Origin of the sequence: Spirillospora sp. NPDC048824, assembly GCF_043198455.1 — a bacterium.
In the GTDB taxonomy this organism is placed as follows: domain Bacteria; phylum Actinomycetota; class Actinomycetes; order Streptosporangiales; family Streptosporangiaceae; genus Spirillospora.
This window is the reverse complement of record NZ_JBICUS010000012.1, coordinates 131,979-156,484: the sequence shown is the minus strand read 5'-3', so window position 1 is coordinate 156,484 and position 24,506 is coordinate 131,979. Positions and strand designations below refer to the sequence as shown.

Below are 24,506 nucleotides of genomic sequence, written 5' to 3'. Positions count from 1 at the left end.
CCGCGGGGGAGTCAGTCGGACTTGCCGATGCCGATGCCGAACTCGCGGTAGACGCGCTCCCAGAAGCCGTCCCGCAGCCAGGTGCGGGCCTCCTGGTAGGGGCGCAGGGAGCCGCCGAGCTCCTTCTCCGCCTCGATCAGCAGCTCCTTGTCGATGACGGGCGGCAGGATCGGGCCGGGCAGCAGGTCACGGATGTTGTCCCGGCCCCGCTCGAAGATCCACTTCTGTGCCACATGCTCACCGATCTCCAGCATGTGGTCGCGGTCGGGGCCGAGCTTGCCGTCGGTCGCCGCGGTGGAGTTCATCGACGCGGCCACCGTCGCGGGCGTCGCACCGGCCGGGACGGGGACGGTGGTGCGGACGGCCGCCGGTGACGGCTTGACCGCCGGGGGACGTCCCGCGAACACCTGCGACGGCGACGGGACGGGGCTCGTGCGCTGCGCGGCGGCCGCGGCGTCGCGGACGGCGGCGGCGCTGCCGGGCGCGGGCACCGGAAGCACCTTGGCCTTGGTGAAGTAGGGGCGCAGGAAATCGGAGGGCAGCACCTCGACGGTGTCGGACTCCCACACCAGCCACTCGGCCTGGTTCGAGCCGTGCGTCGGCTCGACGCCCCACAGGTGCACGCGGACGCCGTAGCGCTGCGCGGCCTCGACGGCGGGCAGCATGTCCTCGTCACCGGCCAGCAGCACCGCGTCGGTGATCGCGCGGTGCCGGGCAAGGGCCTCCAGGTCGGCGCGCAGCTGGGCGTCCACGCCCTTCTGCTGGCCCTGCGCGTTCAGGTTGCCCAGCCGCAGCTTCACCAGCGGCAGGTTCGCGATGACGCGCTGGTCGACCGTCGGCTGCCGTTTCGGCGCGGCGTCGAACCAGTACACCCGCAGCAGCTCGCCGGCCACCTGGTCGTCGGCGTGCGCGGTCAGCGCCTTGATCAGCTTCTCCGCGGCGACCCGGTACTCGCGCCTGGACCCGCAGCTGAGCAACAGGGCACCCGAGGCCGCGTAAAGATACCCCGCGTCGACGAAGACGGCGTATCGCGCTGGCTGTGGGACGAACTCCGAGGTGGCCATGACCTTCCACCTTATTCGTGCCGGGCCCCCGCTGGGCGTGAACCGCGGTTACACATCGCTCCGGCGGCCGGGACGGGGTTCCCGCCCGGAGGTCAGCGCGGCAGGCCGCCGGCCCGCCACGCGCCCGCGCCGCGCGGCCGCAGTTCGCCCGCGAACGTGCTGCGGACGAGCCGGGAGCGGTCCGCCCACCGCGATGGCCTGGCCGCGCCGCCGTCCCCGTCCCGGGCGGCCGCGGCGGCCCGGGCGCGGGCGGTCAGCACGGCGACGAGCGCCGCGATCTCCTCCGGGCCGGGATCGCCCCGGACGATCTGGAGGAAGGGCTTGCTGTCAGCGGTCACGGAATCTCCTGACCTCCTGGGAGGGTCGGGTCAGAGCGGGATGTTCCCATGCTTCTTGGGCGGCAGCGTGGTGCGCTTCTCGCGCAGCGCCCGCAGCGCCCGCACGACCTGCCCGCGCGTCTCGGACGGCTTGATCACGTTGTCGATGTAGCCGCGCTCGGCCGCGATGTAGGGGTTGGCGAGCGTGTCCTCGTACTCGGTGATCAGCTCGGCGCGGCGGGCGTCGGGGTCGTCCGCCGCGGCCAGGTCGCGCCGGTACAGGATGTTGACCGCGCCCTGCGCGCCCATCACCGCGATCTGCGCGGTCGGCCACGCCAGGTTGATGTCGGCGCCGAGGTGCTTGGACCCCATGACGTCGTAGGCGCCGCCGTACGCCTTGCGCGTGATGATGGTCACGAGCGGGACGGTCGCCTCCGCGTAGGCGAACAGCAGCTTCGCGCCGCGCCGGATGATCCCGTTCCACTCCTGGTCGGTGCCGGGAAGGAAGCCGGGGACGTCCACGAACGTCAGCACCGGGATGTTGAACGCGTCGCAGGTCCGCACGAACCGGGCGGCCTTCTCCGACGCGTCGATGTCGAGCGTCCCCGCGAACTGCATCGGCTGGTTGGCGACGACGCCGACCGAATGGCCTTCGACCCGCCCGAACCCGACGATGATGTTCGGCGCGTACAGCTCCTGCACTTCCAGGAACTCGCCGTCGTCCAGCACGTGCTCGATGGCGGTGTGCATGTCGTACGGCTGGTTGGGCGAGTCGGGGACGAGGGTGTCGAGTTCCTCGACGAGTTCCGCCGGGTCGACGGGGACGCCGAACGCGGGCGCGTCCGCGAGGTTGTTCGACGGCAGGTACGACAGCAGCGCCTTGACGTACTCGATCGCGTCGTCCTCGTCCGACCCCTGGTAGTGGGCGACACCGGACTTGGAGTTGTGCGAGTGCGCGCCGCCCAGTTCCTCCATCGTCACCTCTTCGCCGGTGACCGTCTTGATCACGTCCGGCCCGGTGATGAACATGTGGGACGTCTGGTCGACCATGACGATGAAGTCGGTGATCGCGGGGGAGTACACGGCGCCGCCCGCGCACGGCCCCATCACGAGCGAGATCTGCGGGATCACCCCGGACGCGTGCACGTTCCTCTTGAAGATCTCGGCGTACAGGCCGAGCGCGACCACGCCCTCCTGGATCCGCGCGCCGCCGGAGTCGTTGATGCCGACCACCGGGCAGCCCGTCTTGATCGCGTGGTCCATGACCTTGCAGATCTTCTCGCCGAAGACCTCGCCGAGGGAGCCGCCGGAGACGGTGAAGTCCTGGCTGAACACCGCGACGGGACGGCCGTCCACCGTGCCGTGGCCGGTGACCACGCCGTCGCCGTAGGGACGGTTCTTCTCCATCCCGAAGTTCGTGGAGCGGTGCCGCGCCATCTCGTCGAACTCGACGAACGAGCCGGGGTCCAGGAGCGCGTCGATCCGCTCCCGGGCCGTCATCTTGCCCTTGGCGTGCTGCTTCTCGACGGCACGCGCCGATCCCGCGTGCACCGCCTCGTACCTGCGCCGCTCCAGGTCCGCGATCTTTCCCGCCGTGGTGTGGAGGTCGTACTCCACCGGGGGTTCAGGGGCTTCCGTCGCCATGCGGGCCAGAGTAACCGGCCGCTGATGACGCAGGTGCGCGCGGGGTCGCCGACCGGGACGGACCCCGCGTGACCACGCCTGGTTAGGCTTGGGCGGGTGGCTACGAAGACGCGTGAGATCTTTCGGCAGGACCTGCCCGAACCGCTGCGCCGCGATGTGCGGCTCCTCGGCGCGATGCTCGGCGACGGCCTCGTGGAGTACGGCGGCCAGGGGCTGCTGGACGACGTCGAACGGCTCCGCCACGCGGTGATCGCCGCCCGTCGCGGCGAGACGGCCGGCTCGGACGTCGCCGCCATCGTCGACGGCTGGACGCTGGAACGTGCCGAGCAGGTCGCCCGCGCCTTCACCGTGTACTTCCACCTGACGAACCTCGCGGAGGAGCACCACCGCATCCGGACGCTGCGGGAACGCGACACCGGCGACACCGTCCCCGGCTCCGTGGCCGCCACCGTCCAGCACATCCGCGCCTCCACCGACGGCCGGCTCGACGGCCTCATCGAGGGCCTGGAGTTCCGCCCGGTCTTCACCGCCCACCCGACCGAGGCCCGCCGCCGCGCGGTCGTCACCGCCATCCAGCGGATCAGCGACCTGATGACGCGGCTGAACGACGCCCCCGGCGCGACCGAGCGCGAGGAGATCGAGCGGAGCCTCCGCGAGGAGATCGACCTGCTGTGGCGGACGGCGCTGCGCCGCGGCACCCAGCTCGACCCCCTCGACGAGGTCCGCACCGCGATGGCCGCGTTCGACGAGACGATCTTCCGCGTCGTCCCGCACATCTACCGGGCCCTGGACCGCGCCCTGCAGCCCGGCGACGACGGCACCCGGCCGCCGAAGGCCCGCCCGTACCTGCGCTTCGGCAGCTGGATCGGCGGCGACCGCGACGGGAACCCCTACGTCACCGCGCAGATCACCCGGGACGCGGTCATGATCCAGGCCGATCACATCCTGCGCGCCCTGGAGAACGCCTGCGCCCGGATCGGCCGGGAACTGACCGTCCACGAGGCCACGACACCCGCCTCCAAGGACCTTCTGGGCGCCCTCGCCGCCGCACGCACCGCCCACCCGTCCCACCTCCGCGAGATCGCCAAGCGCTCACCGGGCGAGCCGCACCGCCAGTTCCTCCTGTACGCCGCCGCCCGTATCGCCGCGACCCGCGACCGCGACGCCGACCTCGCCTACCCCTCCCCGGACGAACTTCTCGCCGACCTGCGCGCCGTCCAGGACTCCCTGGCCGGCGCGGGCGCCGCACGGCAGGCGTACGGACGCGTCCAGCACCTCGTCTGGCAGGTCGAGACGTTCGGCTTCCACCTCGCCGAACTGGAGATCCGGCAGCACTCCGAACTCCACGAGAAGGCCCTCGCCGAGCTGAAGGCCGACCAGTCCGACACGTCCGAGATGACCGAGGAGATCCTCGAAACCCTCCGGACCGTCGCCTGGATCCAGGGCCGCTTCGGGGTCCGCGCCTGCCACCGCTACATCGTCTCGTTCACCCGCTCCGCCGACGACATCGCCAACGTCCACGAACTCGCCGCCTCCCTCGGCGACGGCGCCCCCGTCCTGGACGTCATCCCGCTGTTCGAGACCGGCGAGGACCTCGAACGCGCCCCGTCCGTCCTCGACGGGATGCTGCGGATCCCGGCCGTCCAGGACCGCCTGGACGCCACCGGGCGCCGCCTGGAGGTCATGCTCGGCTACTCCGACTCGGCCAAGCAGCTAGGCCCGACCAGCGCGACCCTCCGCCTCTACGACACCCAGGAGGCCCTCGCCGCCTGGGCCGCCCGCAACGACGTCAGGCTGACGCTGTTCCACGGCCGCGGCGGCTCCCTCGGCCGCGGCGGCGGCCCCGCCAACCGGGCGATCCTGGCGCAGGCGCCGGGCTCGGTCGCGGGCCGCTTCAAGGTCACCGAGCAGGGCGAGGTCATCTTCGCCCGCTACGGCCACCGCGAGATCGCCAAGCGGCACGTCGAGCAGGTCACCAGCGCCGTCCTGCTGGCCTCCACCGACGCCGTCCAGGACCGCGCCCGCGAGGCCGCCGCCCGCTTCCGCCCCCTGGCCGACAAGATCAGCGACGCCGCCAGGGCGGCGTTCCGCGGCCTCATCGAAACCGAGGACTTCGCCGCCTGGTTCACCCAGGTCAGCCCCCTGGAGGAGATCTCCGGGCTGCGCATCGGCTCCCGCCCGTCCCGCCGCAAGGCCGCGCAGGGCCTGGAGGACCTGCGAGCCATCCCGTGGGTGTTCGCCTGGACGCAGACCCGCGTCAACCTTCCCGGCTGGTACGGCCTGGGCAGCGGCCTAGCCGCGGTCTCCGACGACGGCAAGGACCTCACCGGACTCCGCGACGCCTACGAGGCATGGCCCCTGTTCAACACCCTCCTCGACAACGCCGAGATGAGCCTGGCCAAGTCGGACCGCGCGATCGCCGAACGCTACCTGGCCCTGGGCGACCGCCCGGAACTCACCGAGACCGTCCTCGCCGAGTACGACCGCACCCGCCGCCTGGTCCTGGCGGTCACCGGCCACGAACGCCTCCTGGAGAACCGCCGCGTCCTCTCCCGAGCCGTGGAACTGCGCAACCCCTACGTGGACGCCCTCTCCCACCTGCAGCTACGAGCCCTGACGGCCCTCCGCGCCGGCGTCTCGGACGACGAGGAACGCGCCCACCTGGAGGCTCTGCTCCTCCTGTCCGTGAACGGCGTGGCCGCAGGCCTCCAGAACACCGGCTGACCTGTGTGGGAGGACGGTCAACGGGCCGGGTACTGCTTGACCTTCTCGATCAGGCCCGCGAACTCCGCAACGGACAGGGTGAGGCGTCCACCGTCCGGGTCCTTGCTGTCCCGCACCCCGATCCCGGCCCCTGGCGCAAGACGTCCCAGCTCAACGCACTGAGTGTCGTTTGCGCCACCGGTGTACGAACTTGTACGCCACTTCACGTTCATTCGTAGCTCTCCAAGTACCGCTTGATGATCTCGCGGGAGGCTTCCTCTGGAGCAGCCTTCACGCCGATGCGGTCGAACATAACGGACAGCTCCCGAACCTCGCGAGGCGCTTCGATCAGGCGACCGCCGTTCTGGGCGGTGGAGTACGCGACATCTCGATCTTCAAGACCGATGATTTGCATCGACCCGTCGACGCCCATGTGCTCGCCCGACGAGAAGGGGATGACGCGCAGACTCACGTGGGCTAGCTCGGCCAGCTTCAGCAGGTGTTCCAGCTGCTTCTTCATGACCTCCCCGCCCCCGACCGGCCGAGCCAGGACGGCCTCGTCGATCACTGTCCAGGTGAGAAGCGAGTCGCCCTTCTCCCAGTACGCCTTCTTCTTCGCGGTACGGACGCCCATCTCGCCGTCCAGGTCTTTGAACTTGCTCGCCTTGACGTAGGCCCACGTGTAGTCGTCCGTCTGCAGCGCTAGCGGGACGACCTGGCCGTGGTAGGTCTTGATCGAGACGGACCTCGTACTTGTCGATCTGGCGGGCCCAGTCCGGATCATGCGCCATTCGGGCAAACCAGAGCAAGACTTGAAATAGCACCCCGGTTCCATACGCCTTGTCGAGCAGGGACATTTGGTCGTCTTGTGGCCGCCGACGCCCCGCTTCCAGGTTGGAAACAGTCGACCGGGCAACGCCGATGATCTCGCCGCATTGAGTCAGTGACAACCCCATCTTCTCCCGCCAAAACCGCAGGCAGAAGGCCAGGAAGTGCCACATGGAGATCTTGGGGTCGAGGGGTTCGCGAACGGTCGACATCGTTCCTCCTGTTTTCAAGTCACTCGTCTACAGACAAAACATAGAACTCTGCGGTGATCCTTGTCACGGGAAATCGGAATCTCGGACAAGGACGGGACGATGACGATGGCGGCGACCGAAGAGTCGATCATGGCCCTTATGGGCACACCGGCCGCAGTGGGGCTGGCGCGCACTTTCGTGGATACGCGAATCCGCAAATGGGACTATTTCCATATTCTCGACAGCGCGCTTCTCGTCACGTCGGAACTCGTGACCAACGCGGCCCGCCAGACGCCGCACGAGAAGATCCGCCTCCAGCTCAGCCGGGACACCTACGGCGTGATCATCGCCGTCTGGGACGCGGCCCACGAACTGCCCCAGGCCAGGCCGATGACCGAACTCACCCTCGAAGACCTCGACCTGTCCGAGGAGGCGTTCGACGACAACGGCGGCTGGGGCCTGCACATCGTCCAGGTCTTGTCCGCCAAGTGCGGCGTCATCGGCGACCCCGCCGGCGGCAAGTGGGTCTGGGCAAGGATGCACACGTAGCGGACCCGGTCTGTCTTCACGACCATAGCGGCAACACCCGCGCGGGCCACGCGATCGCGGCCCGCCGGCTGATCGCGTGCTACCGGATGTGGCACACCGGTCGCCTCGCCACCGACTTTCGGCGGAGGCGGCGCAGCGCGAGCTGCGTCCCGCCGCCGCCGGGGACGAGACCGACGCTCACCTCCGGCAGAAGGACCTTCTGGGCGCCCTCGCCGCCGCACGCACCGCCCACCCGTCCCACCTACCCTCCGGACCGTCGCGTGGATCCAGGGCCGCTTCGGGGTCCGCGCCTGCCACCGCTACATCGTCTCGTTCACCCGCTCCGCCGACGACATCGCCAACGTCCACGAACTCGCCGCCTCCCTCGGCGACGGCGCCCCCGTCCTGGACGTCATCCCGCTGTTCGAAACCGGCGAGGACCTCGAACGCGCCCCGTCCGTCCTCGACGGGATGCTGCGGATCCCGGCCGTTCAGGACCGCCTGGACGCCACCGGGCGCCGCCTGGAGGTCATGCTCGGCTACTCCGACTCGGCCAAGCAGCTCGGACGCAGAACGCCTTCTCAGGCGCCGTGTCCGGGTCTGCTTGACGTCCTTAATCCCTAACCGCTATCTATTGGCTAGCCGTTAGGGGTGGTGCATGCAGGACGCGGTGCTGGCGATGCTGGCGAAGGAACCGTCGCACGGTTACCTCCTGCGCGAGCGGCTCCGCAAGGCCCTCGGGCCGCTCGGGGAGTCGATGAACGCGGGGCAGGTCTACGTGACCCTGGCCCGGCTGGAGAAGGCCGGGCTGGTCACGTCCGAACGCGCCGATGGGCTCGCGGACCGGCCGGACCGCAGGGTGTACGCGCCGACGGCGGCCGGGCAGCGGCGGGTGGCCGCCTGGCTGAGCGAGGTGAACTGGCCGAAGCCGAACCTGGCGGAATTCCACCTCAAGCTCGCCGCCGCGGCCGCGGGCCGGCTCGCCGATCCGGTGGAGCTGGTGGACGCGCAGCGCCGCGAGCTGCTGCGGCGGCTCGGCGAGGCGCAGCGCGCGTTGCTGGCGGAGCCGGACGGCTCGACCGCCGGCCTGCTGCTGGAGGGCATCGCGCTGCGGTTGCAGGCCGACCTGCGCTGGTTGGAGGCATGCGAGCGGGTCTGGTCAAAGATCGCTGACGAATCCGAGGATGCATGAACGAGTTGGGCGCGGTGCTGCAGGTCCGCAGCCTGTGCAAGGAGCACGGCCGGGGGCAGGGCCTGGTCCGGGCGGTCGATGAGGTCGACCTGGACGTTCCGGCGGGGCAGATGCTGGCGGTGACGGGGCCGAGCGGCTGCGGGAAGTCCACGCTGCTGCACCTGCTGGGCGGGCTGGAGCGGCCCAGCAGTGGGGAAGTATGGCTGGCCGGCCGGCGGATCGACGCCCTGAGCGAGCGGGCGCTGGCCCGCCTCCGGCGTCGGTCGGTCGGTTTCGTCTTTCAGTCATTCCACCTGGTGGAGGAGCTGTCGGCGCGGGAGAACGTGGAGCTGCCCGTGCTGCTGGCCGGCCGTTCACCGCGTGCGGCCCGGCGCCGCGCGGATGCGCTGCTGGAGCGGGTCGGGCTCACCGACCGCGCCCGGCACCTGCCGTGGGAGCTGTCGGGAGGGCAGCGGCAGCGGGTGGCCATCGCCCGTGCCATGGCCAACGAGCCGCTGGTGCTGCTGGCCGACGAGCCGACCGGCAACCTGGACACCGCGGCGACGCTCGACGTGCTGCGGCTCTTCGAGGGGCTGCGCGCAGCCGGGCAGACCCTCCTGATCGTCACGCATGACGAGCGGGTCGCGGCCACCGCGGACCGGGTCGTGTCGATGCGCGATGGGACGTGCGTCGACGACACCGGGCTGGCGGGCCGTGCCGCCGGGGGGCTCGGGGACATCCTCGGGTGGGGAGAGTGAGCCGCGTGGGCCGCGTCCTGCTGGTGTTCCGCCTCGTCGTGGCCGACGTGCGCCGGCATCCCGCCCAGGCCGCGATGATGCTGCTGGCGATCACCGCCGCCACCGCCACCCTTTCCCTCGGCATGTCGCTGCGCGGCGCGACCGACACGCTCTACCGGCAGACCCACGCCGCCACGGCCGGACCCGACGTGGTGGCGCTCTCCCCTGGCGGCGACCGGGCCGCGACCTCGGCCCTGACATCGGTGGCACAGGCGCCCGAAGTCACCGCCCATAGCGGACCGTACCGCCAGTACTACACGACGTTGAAGGCGCGGGGCCTGACGTCGGCCGCGGTGGCGCAGGGCGCCGAGGCGACGCCGGGCCCGATCGATCGCCCGCTGGTCACCTCGGGCACCTGGGTGCGTCCCGGCGGTGTGGTGGTCGAACGGGGCTTCGCCGCCGTCCTGGGCGTCCGGGTCGGCGACCGCGTCACCGTCGCCGGCCGCTCGCTTCCCGTCGCCGGGATCGCCGTGACCGCGGCGCACCCCATCTATCCGGGGGCGCAGATGATCGGCCCGAACGGCGGTCCGAGCGACTACAGCGGCCTGGTCTGGATGAGCGAGGCCGACACCAGGACGCTGGCGGCCGCCGACCTCCCTGTGACCTCCCTGCTGTACCTGAAACTGCGGGACCCCGCCGCCGCTCAGGCGTTCGTCGACTCCCGCGGGCTCGGTGACGACCACCTGACGCACTTCTCCACCTGGCAGTCCATAGCCGAGCGGGACAAGCGCGTACTCCGGCAGAGCCAACCGGTCCTGGTCATCGGCAGCTGGCTGCTCGCCTTGCTGGCCGTCGGCGGCGTCGCCACGCTGGCGGCGGGACGCGCCACCGAGCAGACCCGGCGGGTGGGGCTGCTCAAGGCGGTCGGCGCCACGCCCGCCCTCATCGCCGGCGTCCTGCTCGGCGAGTACCTGACGCTGGCGCTGGTCGCCGACGCGCTGGGGCTGACGATCGCCCGGGTGGCCGCGCCCGGCCTCGCCAACCCGACCGCGAGCCTGCTGTCCACCGCCGCGGGCCCGACCGGTGACACCGTCGCCGTCACGACCTTCCTGGCCCTGGCCGTGGCGGTCCTCACCACCCTCGGTCCCACCCGGCGCGCCCTACGCACCGAGACCGTCACCGCGCTCGCCGACACCGGCCGCCCGCCCAGCCGCCGGCCCTGGCTGAACGGCCTGTCGGCACTGCTGCCGCCCTCGCTGCTGCTCGCACTCCGCCTGATCGGTCGCCGCCCCGGTCGCGCCGTCCTGCACGCGTGGAGCATCGCGGTCATGATGATCGGCGTCACGGCCCTGCTGGTGGCCCGCGTCCAACCGGACTACGACTATGGCCTGGGCTCCTCCGACCTGGGCAATGTGCAGATCGAGCAGGGCCACCGCGTGCTGCTGTCCGTCACCGTCGCCCTGGCCGTGCTCGCCGCGGTGAACATCGTCACGATCACCTGGACGACGGCGCTGGAGGCCCGGCCCGTCATGGCCATCGCCCGCACGCTCGGCGCGACCCCCGGGCAGATCACGGCCGGGCTGTCCGCCGCGCAACTCCTCCCGACCCTGCCCGGTGCTGTCCTCGGCGTCCCCTTGGGTTTGTTCCTGGTGCTGTCCCTCTCCCCTCCGAACGTCGCCAGTCCCCCCACGTGGACGCTGCTCATCCCGGCACTCGCCGCTCCCCTGGCGACGGCGGCGCTCACCGCGCTGCCCGCGCGTCTCGCGGCTCGCCGGTCCATCGCACGGACCCTCAGCACCGAGGCGACCTGAGCACGGCGCCCGAGGCAGCCCAGGTCGAGCGACCCAGACCCCGGACCGCGATACGGGGCGCGGCCGCGCGGTGGGCGCGGAACTCTCGATCAGGATGGCCAGACGGGTTTGCGCTTCTCGGCGAAGGCGGCGATGCCCTCGCGGCGGTCGGCGGAGGCGGCGGCGGTGCGCCAGGCGTTCTCCTCCAGGTCGAGGCCCGCGTCCAGGCCGACGCCGCCGCCCTGGCGGAGGGCGCGTTTCGCGGCGCGGACGGCGACCGGGGAGTTCCCCGCGATGACCCCGGCGAGGGCGAGGGCCTCGTCGCGGGCGGCGCCGGCGGGGACCCTGCGGTCGGCGAGGCCGTATTCGACGGCCTCCTCGATGCTCAGGCGGCGGCCGGTGAAGACCAGGTCGGCGGCCCTGCCGGGGCCGAGGCGGCGCAGCGCGAGCTGCGTCCCGCCGCCGCCGGGGACGAGACCGACGCTCACCTCCGGCAGTCCGAACACGGCCGTCTCGTCCGCGACGATCAGGTCGGTGGACAGGGCGAACTCGCAGCCGCCGCCGAGCGCGTACCCGTGCACGGCCGCGACGACCGGCTGGGGCAGGTTCAGGACGCCGCGGAACGCGGAGGTGAAGACGGGCCGCTGCGCCATGATCTCGTCGTCGGTCATCGCGTTGCGTTCCTTGAGGTCCGCGCCGACGCAGAACGCCTTCTCACCCGCCGCGCTCAGCACCACCGCCCGCACGGCCGCGTCCGCCGCGACCTCCGCGCACACCGCCGCGAGCCGCCGCGCCATCGCGGTGGACAGCGCGTTGAGCGCCTCGGGCCGGTCCAGCACGATCTCCGCGACGTGCCCGTCGCGGAGCAGGTTCACTCCATCCATGCAGGCACCCTAGCCAGCCTCGTCGGCCCGCGGCGTGTCGCCCCTATCAGAGGGCCCACAGGGGCGCCATACCGCAGGTGAACTTTGTTCGGCCGTGGCTGGGCGTGAGGGGCGGAGCGGTCGTGGGGTTGGATGGTCCCGTGAGCGAGTCACCTTACGGGGATCTTGGACGGCCGCCGCTGCACGAGGCGGCGCTGCAGCGGGCGCTCGTCCGGGAGGGCGGGCTGTGGCGGGAGGTCCGCGTGGTGGCCGAGACGGGGTCCACCAACGCCGACCTCGCGGAGCGGGCCAGGGACGGCGCGCCGGAGGGGACCGTGCTGGTCACCGAGGTGCAGACGGCGGGCCGGGGACGGCTCGGCCGGGCCTGGACGGCGCCGCCGCGGTCGGGGCTGATGTTCTCGGTGCTGCTGCGGCCGCGGGTGCCGGTGCCGATGCTCGGCTGGGCGCCGCTGCTGACCGGTGTCGCCGTCGCGACCGCCGTCCGGCGGATGACCGCCTGGTCGCAGGAGGGGGACGGGTTCCTCAGCGGCGGCGACGCGGCCGTGGACGCGCGGCTCAAGTGGCCGAACGATCTGCTGGTCGGGGACCGGAAGCTAGCGGGGATCCTCTCGGAGAGGACCGGCGGCGGGCTCATCGTCGGAGTGGGGCTGAACGTGGGGTTGCGGGAGGAGGAACTTCCGGTGCCGACCGCGACGTCGCTGGCGATCGAGGGTGCGCCGCTGAGCGACCGGGCGCCGCTGCTGCGCGCGATCCTGCGCGAGTTCTCGACCTGGTACCGGGAGTGGACGGCCCTCGACGGTGATCCGGAGACCAGCGGGCTGCGTACCGCGTACAAGGAGCTGTGCGCCACGCTCGGGCGGCAGGTGAGGGTCGAGCTGCCCGGGGCGGAGACGGTGGCGGGGACGGCGCGGGACGTGGACGGGGCGGGCCGCCTGGTGGTGGCCGGGACGGGCGGGGATCGGGTGGTCAGCGCGGGAGATGTGGTGCACGTCCGGTGAACGGGGAACGGCGATCCACGGTCCGGACGTTGACCGAGTTGCTGATCTGCGACGATATGTCCCGGAACCGATCCATGACGCCGATGTCCCCGCCCGGGGCGGCGGCGGACTGAGGGGCGGATGATGGCGGCCGGATTGCCGGATCCGAAGGAGATCGAAGAGCTCCTGCTGGGGGGCGAGCTTCAATACACCCGTGTCGACGCCGTCCGGCGGTCCGGGGTGTCCCGGGAGTTCTCCGGCCGGATCTGGCGGGCGTTCGGGTACCCGTCGATGCCGGACGAGACCGTCGCCTACACCGACGGCGACGTCGAGGCCCTGGACCGTCTCCGCCGGCTCGTGGACGATGGGATCCTGGACGAGGACGGCGTGATCCGGCTCGTCCGGGCGTTCGGGCAGACGATGACGCGGCTCGCCGAGTGGCAGGTCAACCTGCTGCGCAGCATGCTGCCGCAGGACTTGAGCGACCCGCCGTCCGCCGAGGCGGTCGACACGATCGTGGACATCGCCGAGAAGCACATGGGCGAGTTCGAGCCGCTGGTCGTGCACGCCTGGCGGCGGCAGCTCGCGGCGGCCGGGACGCGGGCGCTGGCGGCGGCGGCGACGCGGGAGAACGGCGACCCGTCGGGGCGGCCGATGACCACGGTCGGGTTCGCGGACATGGTGTCGTTCACGCAGGTCAGCCGGGAGCTGGAGGAGATCGAGCTGGCCCGGGTCGTGGAGTGGTTCGAGGAGACCGCCGCCGACATCATCGCGGCGCGCGGCGGGCGGCTGGTGAAGACGCTGGGCGACGAGGTGCTGTTCAGCGCGGAGACCCCGGAGATCGGCGCGGAGATAGCGCTGACGGTGGCGGCGGCCATCCAGGACGAGACCGAGGTCCCGGACGTGCGCGTCGGTGTCGCGTACGGGCCGGTGCTGCCGCTGATGGGCGATGTGTTCGGCACGACGGTCAACCTCGCGGCCAGGCTGACGTCCCTGGCGCGGCCCGGGTCGGTCGTGATCGACAGTGAGCTTGCGGCGCAGCTGGAGAAGCGGCCGGTCTACGAGGTCACCCGGATCGTGCGGCGCCCGGTCCGGGGCCTCGGCATCATCCAGCCGTACGTGCTGCGCCGCAATCCCAAGCCGAAGCCCCCGGACACCGGGTCGTCGTAGCCGCTCAGACGTGGCCGCTCAGACGGGGCTGGGGCCGTCGCCGCCGGGGGATCCGGTGAGCCGCTGCTTGTAGTTCTGCTCGCCGAGCTCCTGGACGAGGCTCAGCTCGGTCTCCAGGTAGTCGATGTGCTCCTCCTCGTCGGCGAGGATGTCCTCGAAGATCCGGGCGGAGGTGACGTCGCCGCGCGAGCGCATGAGGTCGATCCCGGGACGCAGCCGGGCGACGGCCTCCATCTCGACGGCGAGGTCGGCTTCGAGCTGCTCGACGATGGTCTGCCCGATCCGCAGGGTGCCGAGCTTCTGGTAGTTGGGCAGGCCCTCCAGGAACAGGATCCGGTCGGTCAGCCGCTCCGCGTGCCGCATCTCGTCGAACGACTCGTCGCGGGTGTGCTTGGCGATGCGGGTGAAGCCCCAGTTCTCCTGCATCTTCGAGTGCAGGAAGTACTGGTTGATCGCCGTGAGCTCCGCGGTGAGCTGGTCGTTCAGCAGCGCGATGATGTCCTTGTCGCCTTCCATGCCGCCCATGCTTCCATGGCGGGCGGGTCCAAGACGGCACTGACCCCCGCGAGGGCGCTTTTCCGCCGGTCGTGGCGGTGCCGTGCGGGTGCCGGGACGGGCTCAGGCGGCGGTCTGCGGAGCGGTTCCCCTTTCGCCGGTCTCAGGGACGATCGGTGCGGGGGCCTCGGGGACGGGGGCCAGCGCGGCCGGGCCGCCGGTGAGGGCGTCCGCGAGTTCACTGGCCGTCCGGTATTCGCTGACCATCGCATGGATGCGCTTGGTGCACATGCCGCAGCCGGGCTTGAAACCGCAGGCGGCCTTGACCTCTTTGGCGGTCGTGCAACCGTCCGCCATGCAGCCGTGGACGTCGTCCTCGGTGACGACGTTGCAGATGCACACGTACATGCCGCTGAGAGCCCTTCCGTGCGGTTCGACCTGGGTCCACGCACCCGACCTGGAGTACTTAGGGCACCCTCATTAAGGTTAGGCTCCCCTAAAGTAGCTCAGGAATGTCCGTTCTGACCAGTGGGCTCCCGATCGGTTCCGGTGTGATCTAAACCTCAGGGGGAAAGCCCCTTCCGTGCGCCGCCGCGCTCGCGCGTCCGCGGGCTGGCGGGGGCCGCACGGACGGGAGGCGCGGGACGGTGGCTGAGATCTGGCCGGGCGGCGCCTATCCGCTCGGGGCCCGGTTCGACGGCGCGGGAACGAACTTCGCCGTCTTCTCCGAGGCGGCCGAGCGGGTGGAGCTGTGCCTGTTCGACGGGCCGGCGGGCGACGGCGAGGAGACGCGGCTGACGCTCCCGGAGGCGGACGCCTTCGTCTGGCACGCGTACCTGCCGGGCGTCATGCCGGGACGGCGGTACGGGTTCCGGGTGCACGGCCCGTACGATCCGCGCCGGGGCCGGCGGTGCAACCCGGCGAAGCTCCTCCTGGACCCGTACGCGCAGGCGGTCGAGGGAACGGTCGACTGGGACGAGTCCTGCTTCGGTTACGAGTTCGGCGACCCGTGGTCGCGCAACGACGCCGACTCGGCGGGGCACACGATGCGGTCGGTGGTCGTCAGCCCGTACTTCGACTGGGGGGACGACCGGCCGCCGCGGATCCCGTACCACGAGACGGTGATCTACGAGGCGCACGTGAAGGGCCTCACCGCCCGGCACCCGGACGTCCCGCCGGCGCTGCGCGGCACGTACGCCGGCCTCGCCCACCCGGTGATCATCGATCATCTGCGCTCGATCGGGGTGACGGCGGTGGAGCTGATGCCCGTCCACCAGTTCGTCCACGACGACGCGCTGACGAGCCGGGGGCTGCGCAACTACTGGGGCTACAACACCATCGGCTTCTTCGCCCCGCACAGCGAGTACTCGTCGGCGGGAGCGCGGGGCGAGCAGGTGCTGGAGTTCAAGGCGATGGTGAAGGCCCTGCACCAGGCGGGCATCGAGGTGATCCTGGACGTCGTCTACAACCACACCGCCGAGGGCAACCATCTGGGCCCGACGCTGTCGTTCCGCGGCATCGACAACGCCTCGTACTACCGGCTCACCGACGACGATCCCCGCTACTACATGGACACGACGGGCACGGGGAACAGCCTGCTGATGCGCAGCCCGCACGTCCTGCAGCTGATCATGGACTCGCTGCGGTACTGGGTGACCGAGATGCACGTGGACGGGTTCCGCTTCGACCTCGCGGCGACGCTGGCCCGCGAACTGCACGAGGTGGACCGGCTCGCCGCGTTCTTCGACCTCGTCCAGCAGGACCCGGTCGTCTCGCAGGTGAAGCTGATCGCCGAGCCGTGGGACGTCGGCGAGGGCGGCTACCAGGTCGGCAACTTCCCGCCGCTGTGGACGGAGTGGAACGGCCAGTACCGCGACACCGTCCGGGACTTCTGGCGCGGGGATCCGGGCGCGCTCCCCGACTTCGCGTCCCGGCTGACGGGCTCGTCCGACCTGTACGCCGACGACGGCCGGCGGCCGATCGCCTCGATCAACTTCATGACCTGCCACGACGGGTTCACCCTGCATGACCTGGTCTCCTACGACGGCAAGCACAACGAGGCCAACGGGGAGGGCGACCGGGACGGCACCGACGACAACCGGTCGTGGAACTGCGGCCATGAGGGCCCGACCGACGATCTGGACGTCGTCTCCTTGCGGGAGCGGCAGAAACGCAACTTCCTGACCACGCTTTTCCTGTCGCAGGGCGTGCCGATGCTGCTGCACGGCGACGAGATCGGCCGGACGCAGGACGGCAACAACAACGCCTACTGCCAGGACAACGAGCTCTCCTGGGTCGACTGGACGGGGATGCGCGACGACACGCGCTCACCCCGGCCGACCGGCCCCGCAGGCCATCACGGGTCCGACGAGCGCCGTGGTTCCGACGAGCGCCCTGGTACTGACGAGCGCCGTGGTTCCGACCAGCACCGTGGTTCCGACCAGCACCGTGCTTTCGACGAGCGCGGCTTCCTGCTCGACTTCGTGCAGGACCTGTCCAGGCTGCGCACGGAGCATCCGGTGTTCCGGCGGCGGCGGTTCTTCCTCGGCGACCAGCGGACGAAGAAGGCGCGCCGCGCCGCGAAGTCCAGGCCCGAGGACCTGCCCGACCTCGTCTGGTTCACGCCCGGCGGCGCGGAGATGGCCGACCGGGACTGGTCGGCCGGCTTCAGCAGGTCGCTGAACGTGTTCCTGAACGGCGACGCGATCGGCGAGCCCGACCCGAAGGGCAGGCAGGTCAGGGACGACTCGTTCCTCCTGCTGATCAACGGCCACGACGGAGACCTGACGTTCACGCTTCCGCCCGCCACATACGGGCAAATGTGGATAAAGGTGCTCGACACCGCGGACCCGTTGCTCGCCGAGGAGGAGTCGCCCGTCGTGAAGGCCCGCGAGACCGTCCCGGTCGGCGACCGCTCGATCCAGGTCCTGCGCCGTGTCTGAGTTCTCCCGGCGAACCGTGAACGAGCATGCCGAACCCGCCACCGAGGAACCGCTCCCCGAGGAACCGCTCCCCGACGACCCCCCCGATGAGGAGACCGTGTCCGAGGACCACCTGACCGAAGAGACCCTGTCCGAACCGAACAGCGGCGACGCGTCCCTGCCCGACGACGACGCGTTCGCCGCACCCCCGTCCGGCACCTACCGGCTCCAGCTCCGCGGGACGCCCGAGGAGCACTTCGGATTCGCCGAGGCCGCCGCGCTCGCTCCCTATCTCGCGTCCCTCGGCGTGTCGCACGTCTACCTCTCGCCGGTCCTGCGGGCCGCGCCCGGGTCCACGCACGGCTACGACGTGATCGACCATTCCCGCCTGGCCGACGAGCTGGGAGGGGCCGACGCGTTCGGGGCCATGGCGGCCCGGTTCCGCGCGCACGGGCTGAGGCTGCTGGTCGACGTCGTCCCGAACCACATGGCGATCCCGGACCCCGGCGAGCCGAACATGCCGCTCACCGCCGTCCTGGCGGAGGGGCGGGGCTCCCCGTACGCGAAGTGGTTCGACATCGACTGGGAGGCGGGCGGCGGCCGGGTCGTCCTGCCGGGCGAAGGCGAGCCCAACTACCGCCGGTTCTTCGACATCTCCGGCCTGATCGGGCTGCGGCAGGAGGACCCCGAGGTCTTCGAGCGCACGCACGCGCTGCTGCTGGGCCTGGTCGAGCAGGGCCTGGTGGACGGCCTGCGCATCGACCATCCGGACGGGCTCGCCGACCCGCGCGGCTATCTGCGGCGGCTGTCGGAGGCGGTCCCGGACGCCTGGCTGCTGGTCGAGAAGATCACCGAGGGGGAGGAGCGGCTGCCGCCGGACTGGCCGTGCGCGGGCACGACCGGCTACGACTCGCTCGGCATGGTCGGCGGCCTGTTCGTCGACGCCGCCGGGGAGAAGCCGCTCACCGAGCACTACGTGTCGATCACCGGTGGCCCGCGCGACTTCGAGGAGGTGGAGCGCGACGCCCGCCTCCACGCCGCGACGCACGGCCTGAAGCCCGAGATCGACCGGCTCCTGCGCGTCCTGCGGCGCGTTGCGGGGCACGAGAGCCGTCCCGGCCTGGACCGGGCGCTGGTCGAGCTCCTCGTCGCCATGCCGGTCTACCGCGCCTACGTCGTGCCGGGCGAGGACGCGCCGCAGCAGGCGGTGGACGTCCTCGACGAGGCCGCTCACCGTGCACGGGCGCATCTGCCAGAGGAACTTCACGACGACCTCGACACCATCGTGGAACTGGCCCTCGGACGCGGGGACCGCACCGACGCCGAGTTCATCGTGCGGTTCCAGCAGACATCGGCTCCGCTGGCGGCCAAGGGCGTGGAGGACACCGCGTTCTACCGGTGGAACCGCATGGCGGCGCTGAACGAGGTCGGCGGCGACCCAGGGCGGTTCGCCGTGAGCCCCGAGGACTTCCACGCGTACTGCATCCGGCTCGCCCGCGACTGGCCGTCCACGATGACGACGCTGTCCACGCACGACACCAAACGTGAAGAGGACGTGCGCGCCTGGCTGTCCGTGCTGTCGGAGCTGCCGAGCGAGTGGGCGGAGGCCGTGGACCGCTGGCGGCACTGGGGCCCCGGTGAATCACCCCTGGAACCGGACCTCGAATACCTGCTGTGGCAGACGCTCGTCGGAGCGTGGCCGCTCACCATCGGCCGCCTGGAGGAGTTCCTCACCAAGGCCATGCGCGAGGCCAAGACCCGCACCTCCTGGGCCGACGTGGACAGCGGCTACGAGGAGGCGGTCCTCGCCTACACGCGCGGCGTCCTGGCGAACCCGGACCTGATCACCGACCTGACCGCGTTCGTGGGGAGGCTGGCCCGCCACGCCCGGGTGAACACGCTCGGGCAGAAGCTCGTCCAGCTGGCCATGCCGGGCGTCCCGGACGTCTACCAGGGCTGCGAGCTGACCGGCCTGGCGCTGGTCGACCCGGACAACCGGCGGCCGGTCGACTACGGGCGGCGCCGCGAGCACCTCCAGCGGCTCGACACCGGGCGGCTGCCGAAGGAGGTGGACGACGAGAAGCTCCTGGTCACCTCGCGGACGCTGCGGCTGCGCCGGTCCCGCCCCGACTGGTTCGGCCCGGGAGCCCGGCACGAGCCGATCGCGGCCCGCGGGCCCGCCGCCGAGCACGTCGTCGGGTTCGCCCGCGGTGAGGCGGTCGCGCTCGCCACCCGGCTGCCGGCCGGGCTGGAGCGCCGCGGCGGCTGGGGCAGGACCAGGGTGGACGTCGTCCAGCAGGGCTGGCGGGACGTGCTGACCGGCTGCACGCACATGGGCCCGATCCTGGACGCCGCCCGCGTCTTCGAGCATCTGCCCGTCGCGCTGCTCGTCCCCAGGGAGATCGATCGTTGAGCGCCGGGTTCCATGTGTGGGCGCCGGCCGTCGGCCGCGCGGACGTCGTGGTGGGCGGTATCCGGCATCCCATGGAACGGCTGGACGCACGTCCGGGATGGTGGGCGGCCGGTGTGCCGGGCGCGGGGCACGGGACCGACTACGGCTTCGCCCTGGACGGGGCGGAGGAGGTGCTGCCCGACCCGCGCTCCCCCTGGCAGCCGGACGGCGTCCACGGGCCGAGTCGCGTCCACGACCACGCGCGGTTCGCGTGGACCGACCAGCACTGGCACGGACGCCCGCTCCCCGGAAGCGTCCTGTACGAGATGCACGTGGGCACGTTCACGCCGGAAGGGACGTTCGACGCGGCCGCCGAACGTCTCGACCATCTGGTGGCGCTCGGGATCGACGCGGTCGAACTGCTGCCCGTCGCCGCGTTCCCCGGCCGCCACGGATGGGGGTACGACGGCGTGCACCTGTGGGCGCCGCACGAGCCGTACGGCGGTCCTGACGGGCTGAAGCGCTTCGTGGACGCCGCCCATGCGCGCGGTCTGGCCGTCGTCCTGGACGTCGTCTACAACCACCTGGGGCCGGACGGGAACCGCCTCGCCGCTTACGGGCCGTACTTCACCGACGCCCACACCACGCCATGGGGCGACGCGGTCAACTTCGACCAGGAAGGCTCGGACGAAGTCCGGGCGTTCGTCGTCGAGAACGCGCTGATGTGGCTGCGGGACTACCACTTCGACGGGCTGCGCCTCGACGCCGTCCACGCCATCGCCGACCACAGCGCCGTCCACATTCTCGAGGAATTGGCCTGCTCTGTGGCCGGTCTGTCGGCCCACCTCGGACGGAACCTGTCCCTCATCGCCGAATCCGATCTGAACGACCCGCGCCTGGTGACGTCCAGAGAAGCGGGTGGATATGGGCTGGACGCGCAGTGGAGCGACGACTTCCACCACGCTTTGCACGCCGCACTCACCGGCGAACGGCAGGGCTATTACTGCGATTTCGGCTCTCTGGAAACGCTGAAGAAGGCGCTCACGAGCGTTTTCGTTCACGACGGCACCATGTCGACCTACCGCGGACGGCACCACGGCCGTCCGGTGAACGTCCAGAAGACCGCCGCGCACCGGTTCCTCGGCTTTCTGCAGAACCACGACCAGGTGGGCAATCGCGCGGCGGGCGATCGGATCGGCGCCGTTCTCGCGTCCGCGCAGATCCCGCCGTCGATGCTCAAGGTCGGTGCGGCGCTGGTTCTGCTCGGGCCGTTCACGCCCATGCTGTTCATGGGCGAGGAGTGGGGCGCCGCCACCCCGTGGTGCTATTTCACCGACCATCAGGACCCGGAACTGGCACGCGCGGTCAGCGAGGGACGCCGGCGGGAGTTCGCGCGGCACGGCTGGAGCGGCGAAATCCCCGATCCACAGGCTGTGGACACGTTTCGGTGTTCCGTCCTCGACTGGTCCGAGCCCGAGCGGCCGAACCACCGTGACCTTCTCGAATGGCATCGGGCGCTGCTCGCGCTGCGCCGTTCCCTGCCCGAGTTGAACGACCCCCGCCTGACCGAGACGGTCGTCGAGGCCGACGACGCCATGGCGCGCTGGCTGATGATGTGGCGGGGCCGGGTGTGCGTGGCGGCGAACTTCGGTGCCCGCCCGGTGGCCCTCCCGGCGTCCGCTCCCGGAAAGGCCGCCGCGCCCCGGCTGCTGCTCGCCTCGAATCCGGCAATTCGCCTGGACATGGACATCATCGGCGATTCCAAATCGGCCGTCGTGGCGCTGCCGGGGACCTCCGCGGCCGTATTCGGGTGACCTCCCGGGCCTCAAGGGACGGGCGTGATGAGAAGTGCATCCCGGTACCGCCTGATTGGCCGTATTTGAGGATGTACTACGAGTGGCAAACCGCAGGTCAAGAGCGCGGCGCACGCCGGGCAATGTTCAAGAATGGTCATACGATCGGTCCATGACCTCAGTACTGCTCGCCGAGGACGACACGTCCATCTCCGAGCCTCTCGCCCGCGCGCTGCGTCGCGAGGGGTACACCGTCGAAGTCAGCCCGGACGGCCCGCAGGCGCTGGAACGGGCGCTCGGCGGCGGCGTGGACCTGATCGTCCTCGATCTCGGCCTTCCAGAACTGGACGGCCTTGAGGTGGCCCGCAGGGTACGGGCCGAAGGGCACGGCGTGCCCATCCTGATCCTTACCGCCCGGGCCGACGAGGTCGACACCGTCGTCGGGCTCGACGCGGGCGCCGACGACTATGTGACCAAGCCGTTCCGGCTGGCCGAGCTGCTCGCCCGGGTGCGGGCACTGCTGCGCCGGGGCAGCACCGAGACCCCGATCGTCCAGGGGGTGCGGATCGACGCCGAGTCGCGCCGCGCCTGGATGGGCGACCACGAGCTCCAGCTGACCACCAAGGAGTTCGACCTGCTGCGCGTCCTCGTCAGGGACGCGGGCAAGGTCGTGACCCGCGAACAGATCATGCGCGAGGTGTGGGACACCAACTGGTGGGGTTCCACCAAGACGCTCGACATGCACATTTCCTGGCTGCGCCGCAAGCTCGGCGACGACGCCGGCAGCCCCCGCTACATCACGACCGTGCGGGGCGTCGGCTTCCGGTTCGAACGCGGCGACTAGCTCCGGCCGCCACGGCCGGGCGGAACCGCCCGGGGCCTTCCCGAGAGGCCCCGGGGGCACGGTGCCGCGCGGTCCGTGGCCCCACCCTCGAAGGAGCCCTGATGAGGCGCCGACTCCTGCTGTCGACGCTCGCGGTGGCGGTGGTCGCGATCCTGTTGCTGGGCATACCCCTCGCCTACGCCGCCCACAAGCTCGTCTATGAGGAGGCCAGGCGGTCCCTGGACCGTGAGGCGTCCGCCATCGCCGGCGGTGTCGGCTTCAGCCTGGAAGCCCACCAGCCCGTCACCGGCGCGGTCATCGCGCGGGAGTACCCGGGCCGGCGCATCTCGATCGTCATGCCGGACGGCCGGACGCTCACCGCCGGCTCCGCCGGCACCCGGCCCGCGCTCACCGCCACCGCGGCACACGGCGGCGTGCGGGTGCGGATATCGCGCCCGGAGGCCGGCGTCCGCGCCGACGCGCTGCGGCTGATGCTGCTCATCGGCAGCCTCGCCCTGCTCGGCGTCGCCGTCACCGTCGGCCTGGCGATGGTGCAGGCCCGCAAGCTGACGCTGCCGCTGATCGACCTCGCCGAGACCGCCGACCGGCTCGGCAGCGGCAACGCCCGGCCGCGCCGGCGCCGCTACGGCATCCCGGAGGTCGACCGCGTCGCCGAGGTGCTGGACCGCAGCGCCGTCCGGATCGCCGACCTGCTGGCCAACAGCCGCGAGTTCGCCTCCGACGCCAGCCACCAGCTCCGCACCCCGCTGACCGCGCTGTCCATGCGCCTGGAGGAGATGATCGACGCGGCCGACTATCCGGACGTCGTCCGGGAGGAGGGCGCGGCGGCCGTCGCGCAGGCCGAACGGCTCGTCGCGGTCGTCGAGCAGCTGCTGTCGCGCGCCAAGCACGACCGCACGGGCGGCGCGGTCGCCTCACCCATCGACGAGATCATCGCCCAGCAGGTCGAGGAGTGGCGGCCCATCTTCCGGCGGGACGGCCGGGACGTGCGGATCATCGGGGAGCAGGGCCTCGTCGGCATGACCAACCCCGAGGGCCTCTCCCAGATCGTCGCGACGCTCCTGGACAACTCGCTCATGCACGGCGCCGGCACCGTGACCATCCACACCAAGCCGGGCATGAGCTCGGTGGTGGTCGAGGTCGGCGACGAGGGCGCCGGGATACCGGCCGAACTGGAGCCGCGGATCTTCGAGCGGAGCGTCAGCGGCGGCCGCGGCACCGGCCTCGGGCTCTACCTGGCCCGTTCCCTCGCCACGGCGGACGGCGGGCGCCTGGAGCTGATCCAGTCCCGTCCCGCGGTGTTCGGGGTCTTCCTCCGCCAGGCCGCCGAGGCCCGCCTCGCGGCGGAAAGGGTCGTCATGGGCCCCGCCTGAACCTGCGGCCGGGGCTGTGACCTAAATCTCGGCGTAGTCCTCGGTGGCGCCGGCGTGGGTGCCGAGGGGGTGACCGAGACGCGGTGACGGGCTCGCGTGGCCGTTCGCCCGGTGGACGCCCGGCGCCTCGGCGGCGGGGGCGGGCGGCGCCTCCGGCAGCCCGGACGCGGGGTCGACCGGCGGCGCGCTCGACGGAAGGAACACCCACTTCTTGTACGACCAGAAGCGGAACAGGGTGGCCACGCCGGTGCCGACGACCAGCGCGGCGTTGTAGTAGACGGCGCCCGACAGCCCCAGGACGTAGTGCGAGAAGCCGATGAACAACTCGGTGATGACCAGCCCGACGCCGTTCAGCGCGAAGAACAGCACGTACTCGCGGCCGAGCCCGGTGCGGTCGCGGTGCCGGAACGTCCAGTAGCGGTTGCCCAGGTAGGCGAACGTCGTGGCGATCACCGTGGCGACGCCGTTGGACGTCAACGGGCCCACCCCCAGGCCGCTGTGCAGACCGTTGCCGATCGCGATGGTGATGACGAACGCGATCGCGCCCACGCTGCCGAACTTCGCGAGTTCGCGCACGAGGTGCTCGAACTGCCGATGGAGATTGGCGACCAGGCTCACGAAGGGGAACCGTCCTTCCGGACTTCGGCTGTGTGTGCCGCGTCACAGTGCGCGGCGGCGATGGCG

General features: G+C 71.4%; 22 protein-coding genes and 2 pseudogenes. 13 read left to right on the top strand and 11 right to left on the bottom strand.

The window, feature by feature from the left end:
• Nucleotides 1-11: 11 nt before the first annotated feature.
• From ACGFIS_RS23965 to ACGFIS_RS23955, 3 genes are all read right to left on the bottom strand, one after another.
• Nucleotides 12-1,064 (bottom strand): NYN domain-containing protein, encoded by a 1,053-nt coding sequence (locus tag ACGFIS_RS23965; protein ID WP_392972528.1) that lies wholly within the window; start codon nucleotides 1,062-1,064, stop codon nucleotides 12-14.
• Between the two features lie 92 nt (nucleotides 1,065-1,156).
• The gene (locus ACGFIS_RS23960) at nucleotides 1,157-1,402 is read right to left on the bottom strand and encodes an acyl-CoA carboxylase subunit epsilon (protein ID WP_392972526.1); all 246 of its coding nucleotides are present in this window, start codon (nucleotides 1,400-1,402) and stop codon (nucleotides 1,157-1,159) included.
• A gap of 30 nt (nucleotides 1,403-1,432) precedes the next feature.
• Nucleotides 1,433-3,025 carry an acyl-CoA carboxylase subunit beta gene (locus ACGFIS_RS23955; RefSeq protein ID WP_392912196.1) on the bottom strand — a complete coding sequence of 531 codons (1,593 nt, stop codon included), beginning with the start codon at nucleotides 3,023-3,025 and terminating at the stop codon, nucleotides 1,433-1,435.
• Nucleotides 3,026-3,121: 96 nt separating this feature from the next.
• On the opposite strand from ACGFIS_RS23955, the gene ACGFIS_RS23950 reads away from it, so the two are divergent.
• A complete protein-coding gene (locus tag ACGFIS_RS23950) occupies nucleotides 3,122-5,749 on the top strand; it encodes a phosphoenolpyruvate carboxylase (RefSeq protein WP_392972524.1) in 2,628 nt (875 codons plus the stop codon).
• A 17-nt stretch (nucleotides 5,750-5,766) separates the two neighbouring features.
• Here ACGFIS_RS23950 and ACGFIS_RS23945 read toward each other — a convergent pair whose 3' ends face one another.
• The 3 genes and pseudogenes from ACGFIS_RS23945 to ACGFIS_RS23935 all read right to left on the bottom strand — a co-directional run.
• Nucleotides 5,767-5,961 (bottom strand): DUF397 domain-containing protein, encoded by a 195-nt coding sequence (locus ACGFIS_RS23945; protein WP_392912192.1) that lies wholly within the window; start codon nucleotides 5,959-5,961, stop codon nucleotides 5,767-5,769.
• On the bottom strand, nucleotides 5,958-6,512 hold the full coding sequence (locus ACGFIS_RS23940; RefSeq protein ID WP_392972522.1) for a DUF5753 domain-containing protein: 555 nt from the start codon (nucleotides 6,510-6,512) through the stop codon (nucleotides 5,958-5,960). The genes ACGFIS_RS23945 and ACGFIS_RS23940 overlap by 4 nt, the downstream gene beginning before the upstream one ends.
• Before the next feature lie 52 nt (nucleotides 6,513-6,564).
• Nucleotides 6,565-6,729: pseudogene (locus ACGFIS_RS23935) on the bottom strand (helix-turn-helix domain-containing protein); the annotation flags it as partial.
• A gap of 138 nt (nucleotides 6,730-6,867) precedes the next feature.
• Between ACGFIS_RS23935 and ACGFIS_RS23930 the strand changes: the two are divergent.
• A complete protein-coding gene (locus tag ACGFIS_RS23930; protein WP_358470968.1) occupies nucleotides 6,868-7,296 on the top strand; it encodes an ATP-binding protein in 429 nt (142 codons plus the stop codon).
• A 79-nt stretch (nucleotides 7,297-7,375) separates the two neighbouring features.
• On the opposite strand, the gene ACGFIS_RS23925 is transcribed toward ACGFIS_RS23930, so the two are convergent.
• On the bottom strand, nucleotides 7,376-7,537 hold the full coding sequence (locus ACGFIS_RS23925; RefSeq protein ID WP_392912187.1) for a hypothetical protein: 162 nt from the start codon (nucleotides 7,535-7,537) through the stop codon (nucleotides 7,376-7,378).
• Between the two features lie 2 nt (nucleotides 7,538-7,539).
• Between ACGFIS_RS23925 and ACGFIS_RS23920 the strand changes: the two are divergent.
• The 4 genes and pseudogenes from ACGFIS_RS23920 to ACGFIS_RS23905 form a co-directional block, all read left to right on the top strand.
• A pseudogene (locus tag ACGFIS_RS23920) lies at nucleotides 7,540-7,842 on the top strand (phosphoenolpyruvate carboxylase); the annotation flags it as partial.
• A 91-nt stretch (nucleotides 7,843-7,933) separates the two neighbouring features.
• A complete protein-coding gene (locus ACGFIS_RS23915) occupies nucleotides 7,934-8,467 on the top strand; it encodes a PadR family transcriptional regulator (RefSeq protein WP_358470392.1) in 534 nt (177 codons plus the stop codon).
• The gene (locus ACGFIS_RS23910) at nucleotides 8,464-9,204 is read left to right on the top strand and encodes an ABC transporter ATP-binding protein (RefSeq protein ID WP_392912183.1); all 741 of its coding nucleotides are present in this window, start codon (nucleotides 8,464-8,466) and stop codon (nucleotides 9,202-9,204) included. The genes ACGFIS_RS23915 and ACGFIS_RS23910 overlap by 4 nt, the downstream gene beginning before the upstream one ends.
• Nucleotides 9,201-10,994, top strand: coding sequence for an FtsX-like permease family protein (locus ACGFIS_RS23905; RefSeq protein WP_358470386.1), 1,794 nt, complete (start codon nucleotides 9,201-9,203; stop codon nucleotides 10,992-10,994). Before ACGFIS_RS23910 ends, ACGFIS_RS23905 begins: the two co-directional genes overlap by 4 nt.
• An 89-nt stretch (nucleotides 10,995-11,083) precedes the next feature.
• Here ACGFIS_RS23905 and ACGFIS_RS23900 read toward each other — a convergent pair whose 3' ends face one another.
• The gene (locus tag ACGFIS_RS23900; RefSeq protein WP_392912180.1) at nucleotides 11,084-11,857 is read right to left on the bottom strand and encodes an enoyl-CoA hydratase/isomerase family protein; all 774 of its coding nucleotides are present in this window, start codon (nucleotides 11,855-11,857) and stop codon (nucleotides 11,084-11,086) included.
• Between the two features lie 140 nt (nucleotides 11,858-11,997).
• On the opposite strand from ACGFIS_RS23900, the gene ACGFIS_RS23895 reads away from it, so the two are divergent.
• The gene (locus ACGFIS_RS23895; RefSeq protein WP_392972520.1) at nucleotides 11,998-12,855 is read left to right on the top strand and encodes a biotin--[acetyl-CoA-carboxylase] ligase; all 858 of its coding nucleotides are present in this window, start codon (nucleotides 11,998-12,000) and stop codon (nucleotides 12,853-12,855) included.
• 123 nt (nucleotides 12,856-12,978) lie between these two features.
• Nucleotides 12,979-14,004, top strand: a complete 1,026-nt coding sequence (locus ACGFIS_RS23890; protein ID WP_392972518.1) for an adenylate/guanylate cyclase domain-containing protein — start codon at nucleotides 12,979-12,981, stop codon at nucleotides 14,002-14,004.
• Between the two features lie 18 nt (nucleotides 14,005-14,022).
• Here ACGFIS_RS23890 and bfr read toward each other — a convergent pair whose 3' ends face one another.
• Together bfr and ACGFIS_RS23880 are read right to left on the bottom strand one after the other, a co-directional pair.
• Nucleotides 14,023-14,520: a bacterioferritin gene (gene bfr / locus ACGFIS_RS23885; protein WP_392912174.1), complete on the bottom strand. Its 498-nt coding sequence runs from the start codon at nucleotides 14,518-14,520 to the stop codon at nucleotides 14,023-14,025.
• 102 nt (nucleotides 14,521-14,622) lie between these two features.
• Nucleotides 14,623-14,907 (bottom strand): bacterioferritin-associated ferredoxin, encoded by a 285-nt coding sequence (locus ACGFIS_RS23880; protein WP_392912172.1) that lies wholly within the window; start codon nucleotides 14,905-14,907, stop codon nucleotides 14,623-14,625.
• A 239-nt stretch (nucleotides 14,908-15,146) separates the two neighbouring features.
• Here ACGFIS_RS23880 and glgX point away from each other — a divergent pair, with 239 nt between their 5' ends.
• The 5 genes from glgX to ACGFIS_RS23855 all read left to right on the top strand — a co-directional run bounded on the left by glgX (nucleotide 15,147) and on the right by ACGFIS_RS23855 (nucleotide 23,822).
• Entirely contained in the window at nucleotides 15,147-17,441 is a 2,295-nt protein-coding gene (glgX, locus tag ACGFIS_RS23875; protein ID WP_392972516.1) for a glycogen debranching protein GlgX, read from the top strand.
• Nucleotides 17,434-19,833 (top strand): malto-oligosyltrehalose synthase, encoded by a 2,400-nt coding sequence (gene treY / locus ACGFIS_RS23870; RefSeq protein WP_392972514.1) that lies wholly within the window; start codon nucleotides 17,434-17,436, stop codon nucleotides 19,831-19,833. Before glgX ends, treY begins: the two co-directional genes overlap by 8 nt.
• Nucleotides 19,830-21,626 carry a malto-oligosyltrehalose trehalohydrolase gene (treZ, locus tag ACGFIS_RS23865; protein ID WP_392912166.1) on the top strand — a complete coding sequence of 599 codons (1,797 nt, stop codon included), beginning with the start codon at nucleotides 19,830-19,832 and terminating at the stop codon, nucleotides 21,624-21,626. The genes treY and treZ overlap by 4 nt, the downstream gene beginning before the upstream one ends.
• Nucleotides 21,627-21,777: 151 nt before the next feature.
• Entirely contained in the window at nucleotides 21,778-22,449 is a 672-nt protein-coding gene (locus ACGFIS_RS23860) for a response regulator transcription factor (protein ID WP_131951643.1), read from the top strand.
• A 101-nt stretch (nucleotides 22,450-22,550) separates the two neighbouring features.
• Entirely contained in the window at nucleotides 22,551-23,822 is a 1,272-nt protein-coding gene (locus ACGFIS_RS23855; RefSeq protein WP_392912163.1) for an ATP-binding protein, read from the top strand.
• A 21-nt stretch (nucleotides 23,823-23,843) separates the two neighbouring features.
• Here ACGFIS_RS23855 and ACGFIS_RS23850 read toward each other — a convergent pair whose 3' ends face one another.
• Nucleotides 23,844-24,440, bottom strand: coding sequence for a GtrA family protein (locus tag ACGFIS_RS23850; protein WP_392912161.1), 597 nt, complete (start codon nucleotides 24,438-24,440; stop codon nucleotides 23,844-23,846).
• Between the last annotated feature and the right edge of the window lie 66 nt (nucleotides 24,441-24,506).

What these genes read in the sequence shown, in the direction of transcription:
- ACGFIS_RS23965 (WP_392972528.1), bottom strand. Translation starts at nt 1,064, where the DNA reads ATGGCCACCTCGGAGTTCGTCCCACAGCCAGCGCGATACGCCGTCTTC.
- ACGFIS_RS23955 (WP_392912196.1), bottom strand. Translation starts at nt 3,025, where the DNA reads ATGGCGACGGAAGCCCCTGAACCCCCGGTGGAGTACGACCTCCACACC.
- ACGFIS_RS23945 (WP_392912192.1), bottom strand. Translation starts at nt 5,961, where the DNA reads ATGAACGTGAAGTGGCGTACAAGTTCGTACACCGGTGGCGCAAACGAC.
- ACGFIS_RS23940 (WP_392972522.1), bottom strand. Translation starts at nt 6,512, where the DNA reads ATGATCCGGACTGGGCCCGCCAGATCGACAAGTACGAGGTCCGTCTCG.
- ACGFIS_RS23930 (WP_358470968.1), top strand. Translation starts at nt 6,868, where the DNA reads ATGACGATGGCGGCGACCGAAGAGTCGATCATGGCCCTTATGGGCACA.
- ACGFIS_RS23915 (WP_358470392.1), top strand. Translation starts at nt 7,934, where the DNA reads ATGCAGGACGCGGTGCTGGCGATGCTGGCGAAGGAACCGTCGCACGGT.
- ACGFIS_RS23910 (WP_392912183.1), top strand. Translation starts at nt 8,464, where the DNA reads ATGAACGAGTTGGGCGCGGTGCTGCAGGTCCGCAGCCTGTGCAAGGAG.
- ACGFIS_RS23900 (WP_392912180.1), bottom strand. Translation starts at nt 11,857, where the DNA reads ATGGATGGAGTGAACCTGCTCCGCGACGGGCACGTCGCGGAGATCGTG.
- ACGFIS_RS23890 (WP_392972518.1), top strand. Translation starts at nt 12,979, where the DNA reads ATGGCGGCCGGATTGCCGGATCCGAAGGAGATCGAAGAGCTCCTGCTG.
- bfr (WP_392912174.1), bottom strand. Translation starts at nt 14,520, where the DNA reads ATGGAAGGCGACAAGGACATCATCGCGCTGCTGAACGACCAGCTCACC.
- ACGFIS_RS23880 (WP_392912172.1), bottom strand. Translation starts at nt 14,907, where the DNA reads ATGTACGTGTGCATCTGCAACGTCGTCACCGAGGACGACGTCCACGGC.
- ACGFIS_RS23860 (WP_131951643.1), top strand. Translation starts at nt 21,778, where the DNA reads ATGACCTCAGTACTGCTCGCCGAGGACGACACGTCCATCTCCGAGCCT.
- ACGFIS_RS23855 (WP_392912163.1), top strand. Translation starts at nt 22,551, where the DNA reads ATGAGGCGCCGACTCCTGCTGTCGACGCTCGCGGTGGCGGTGGTCGCG.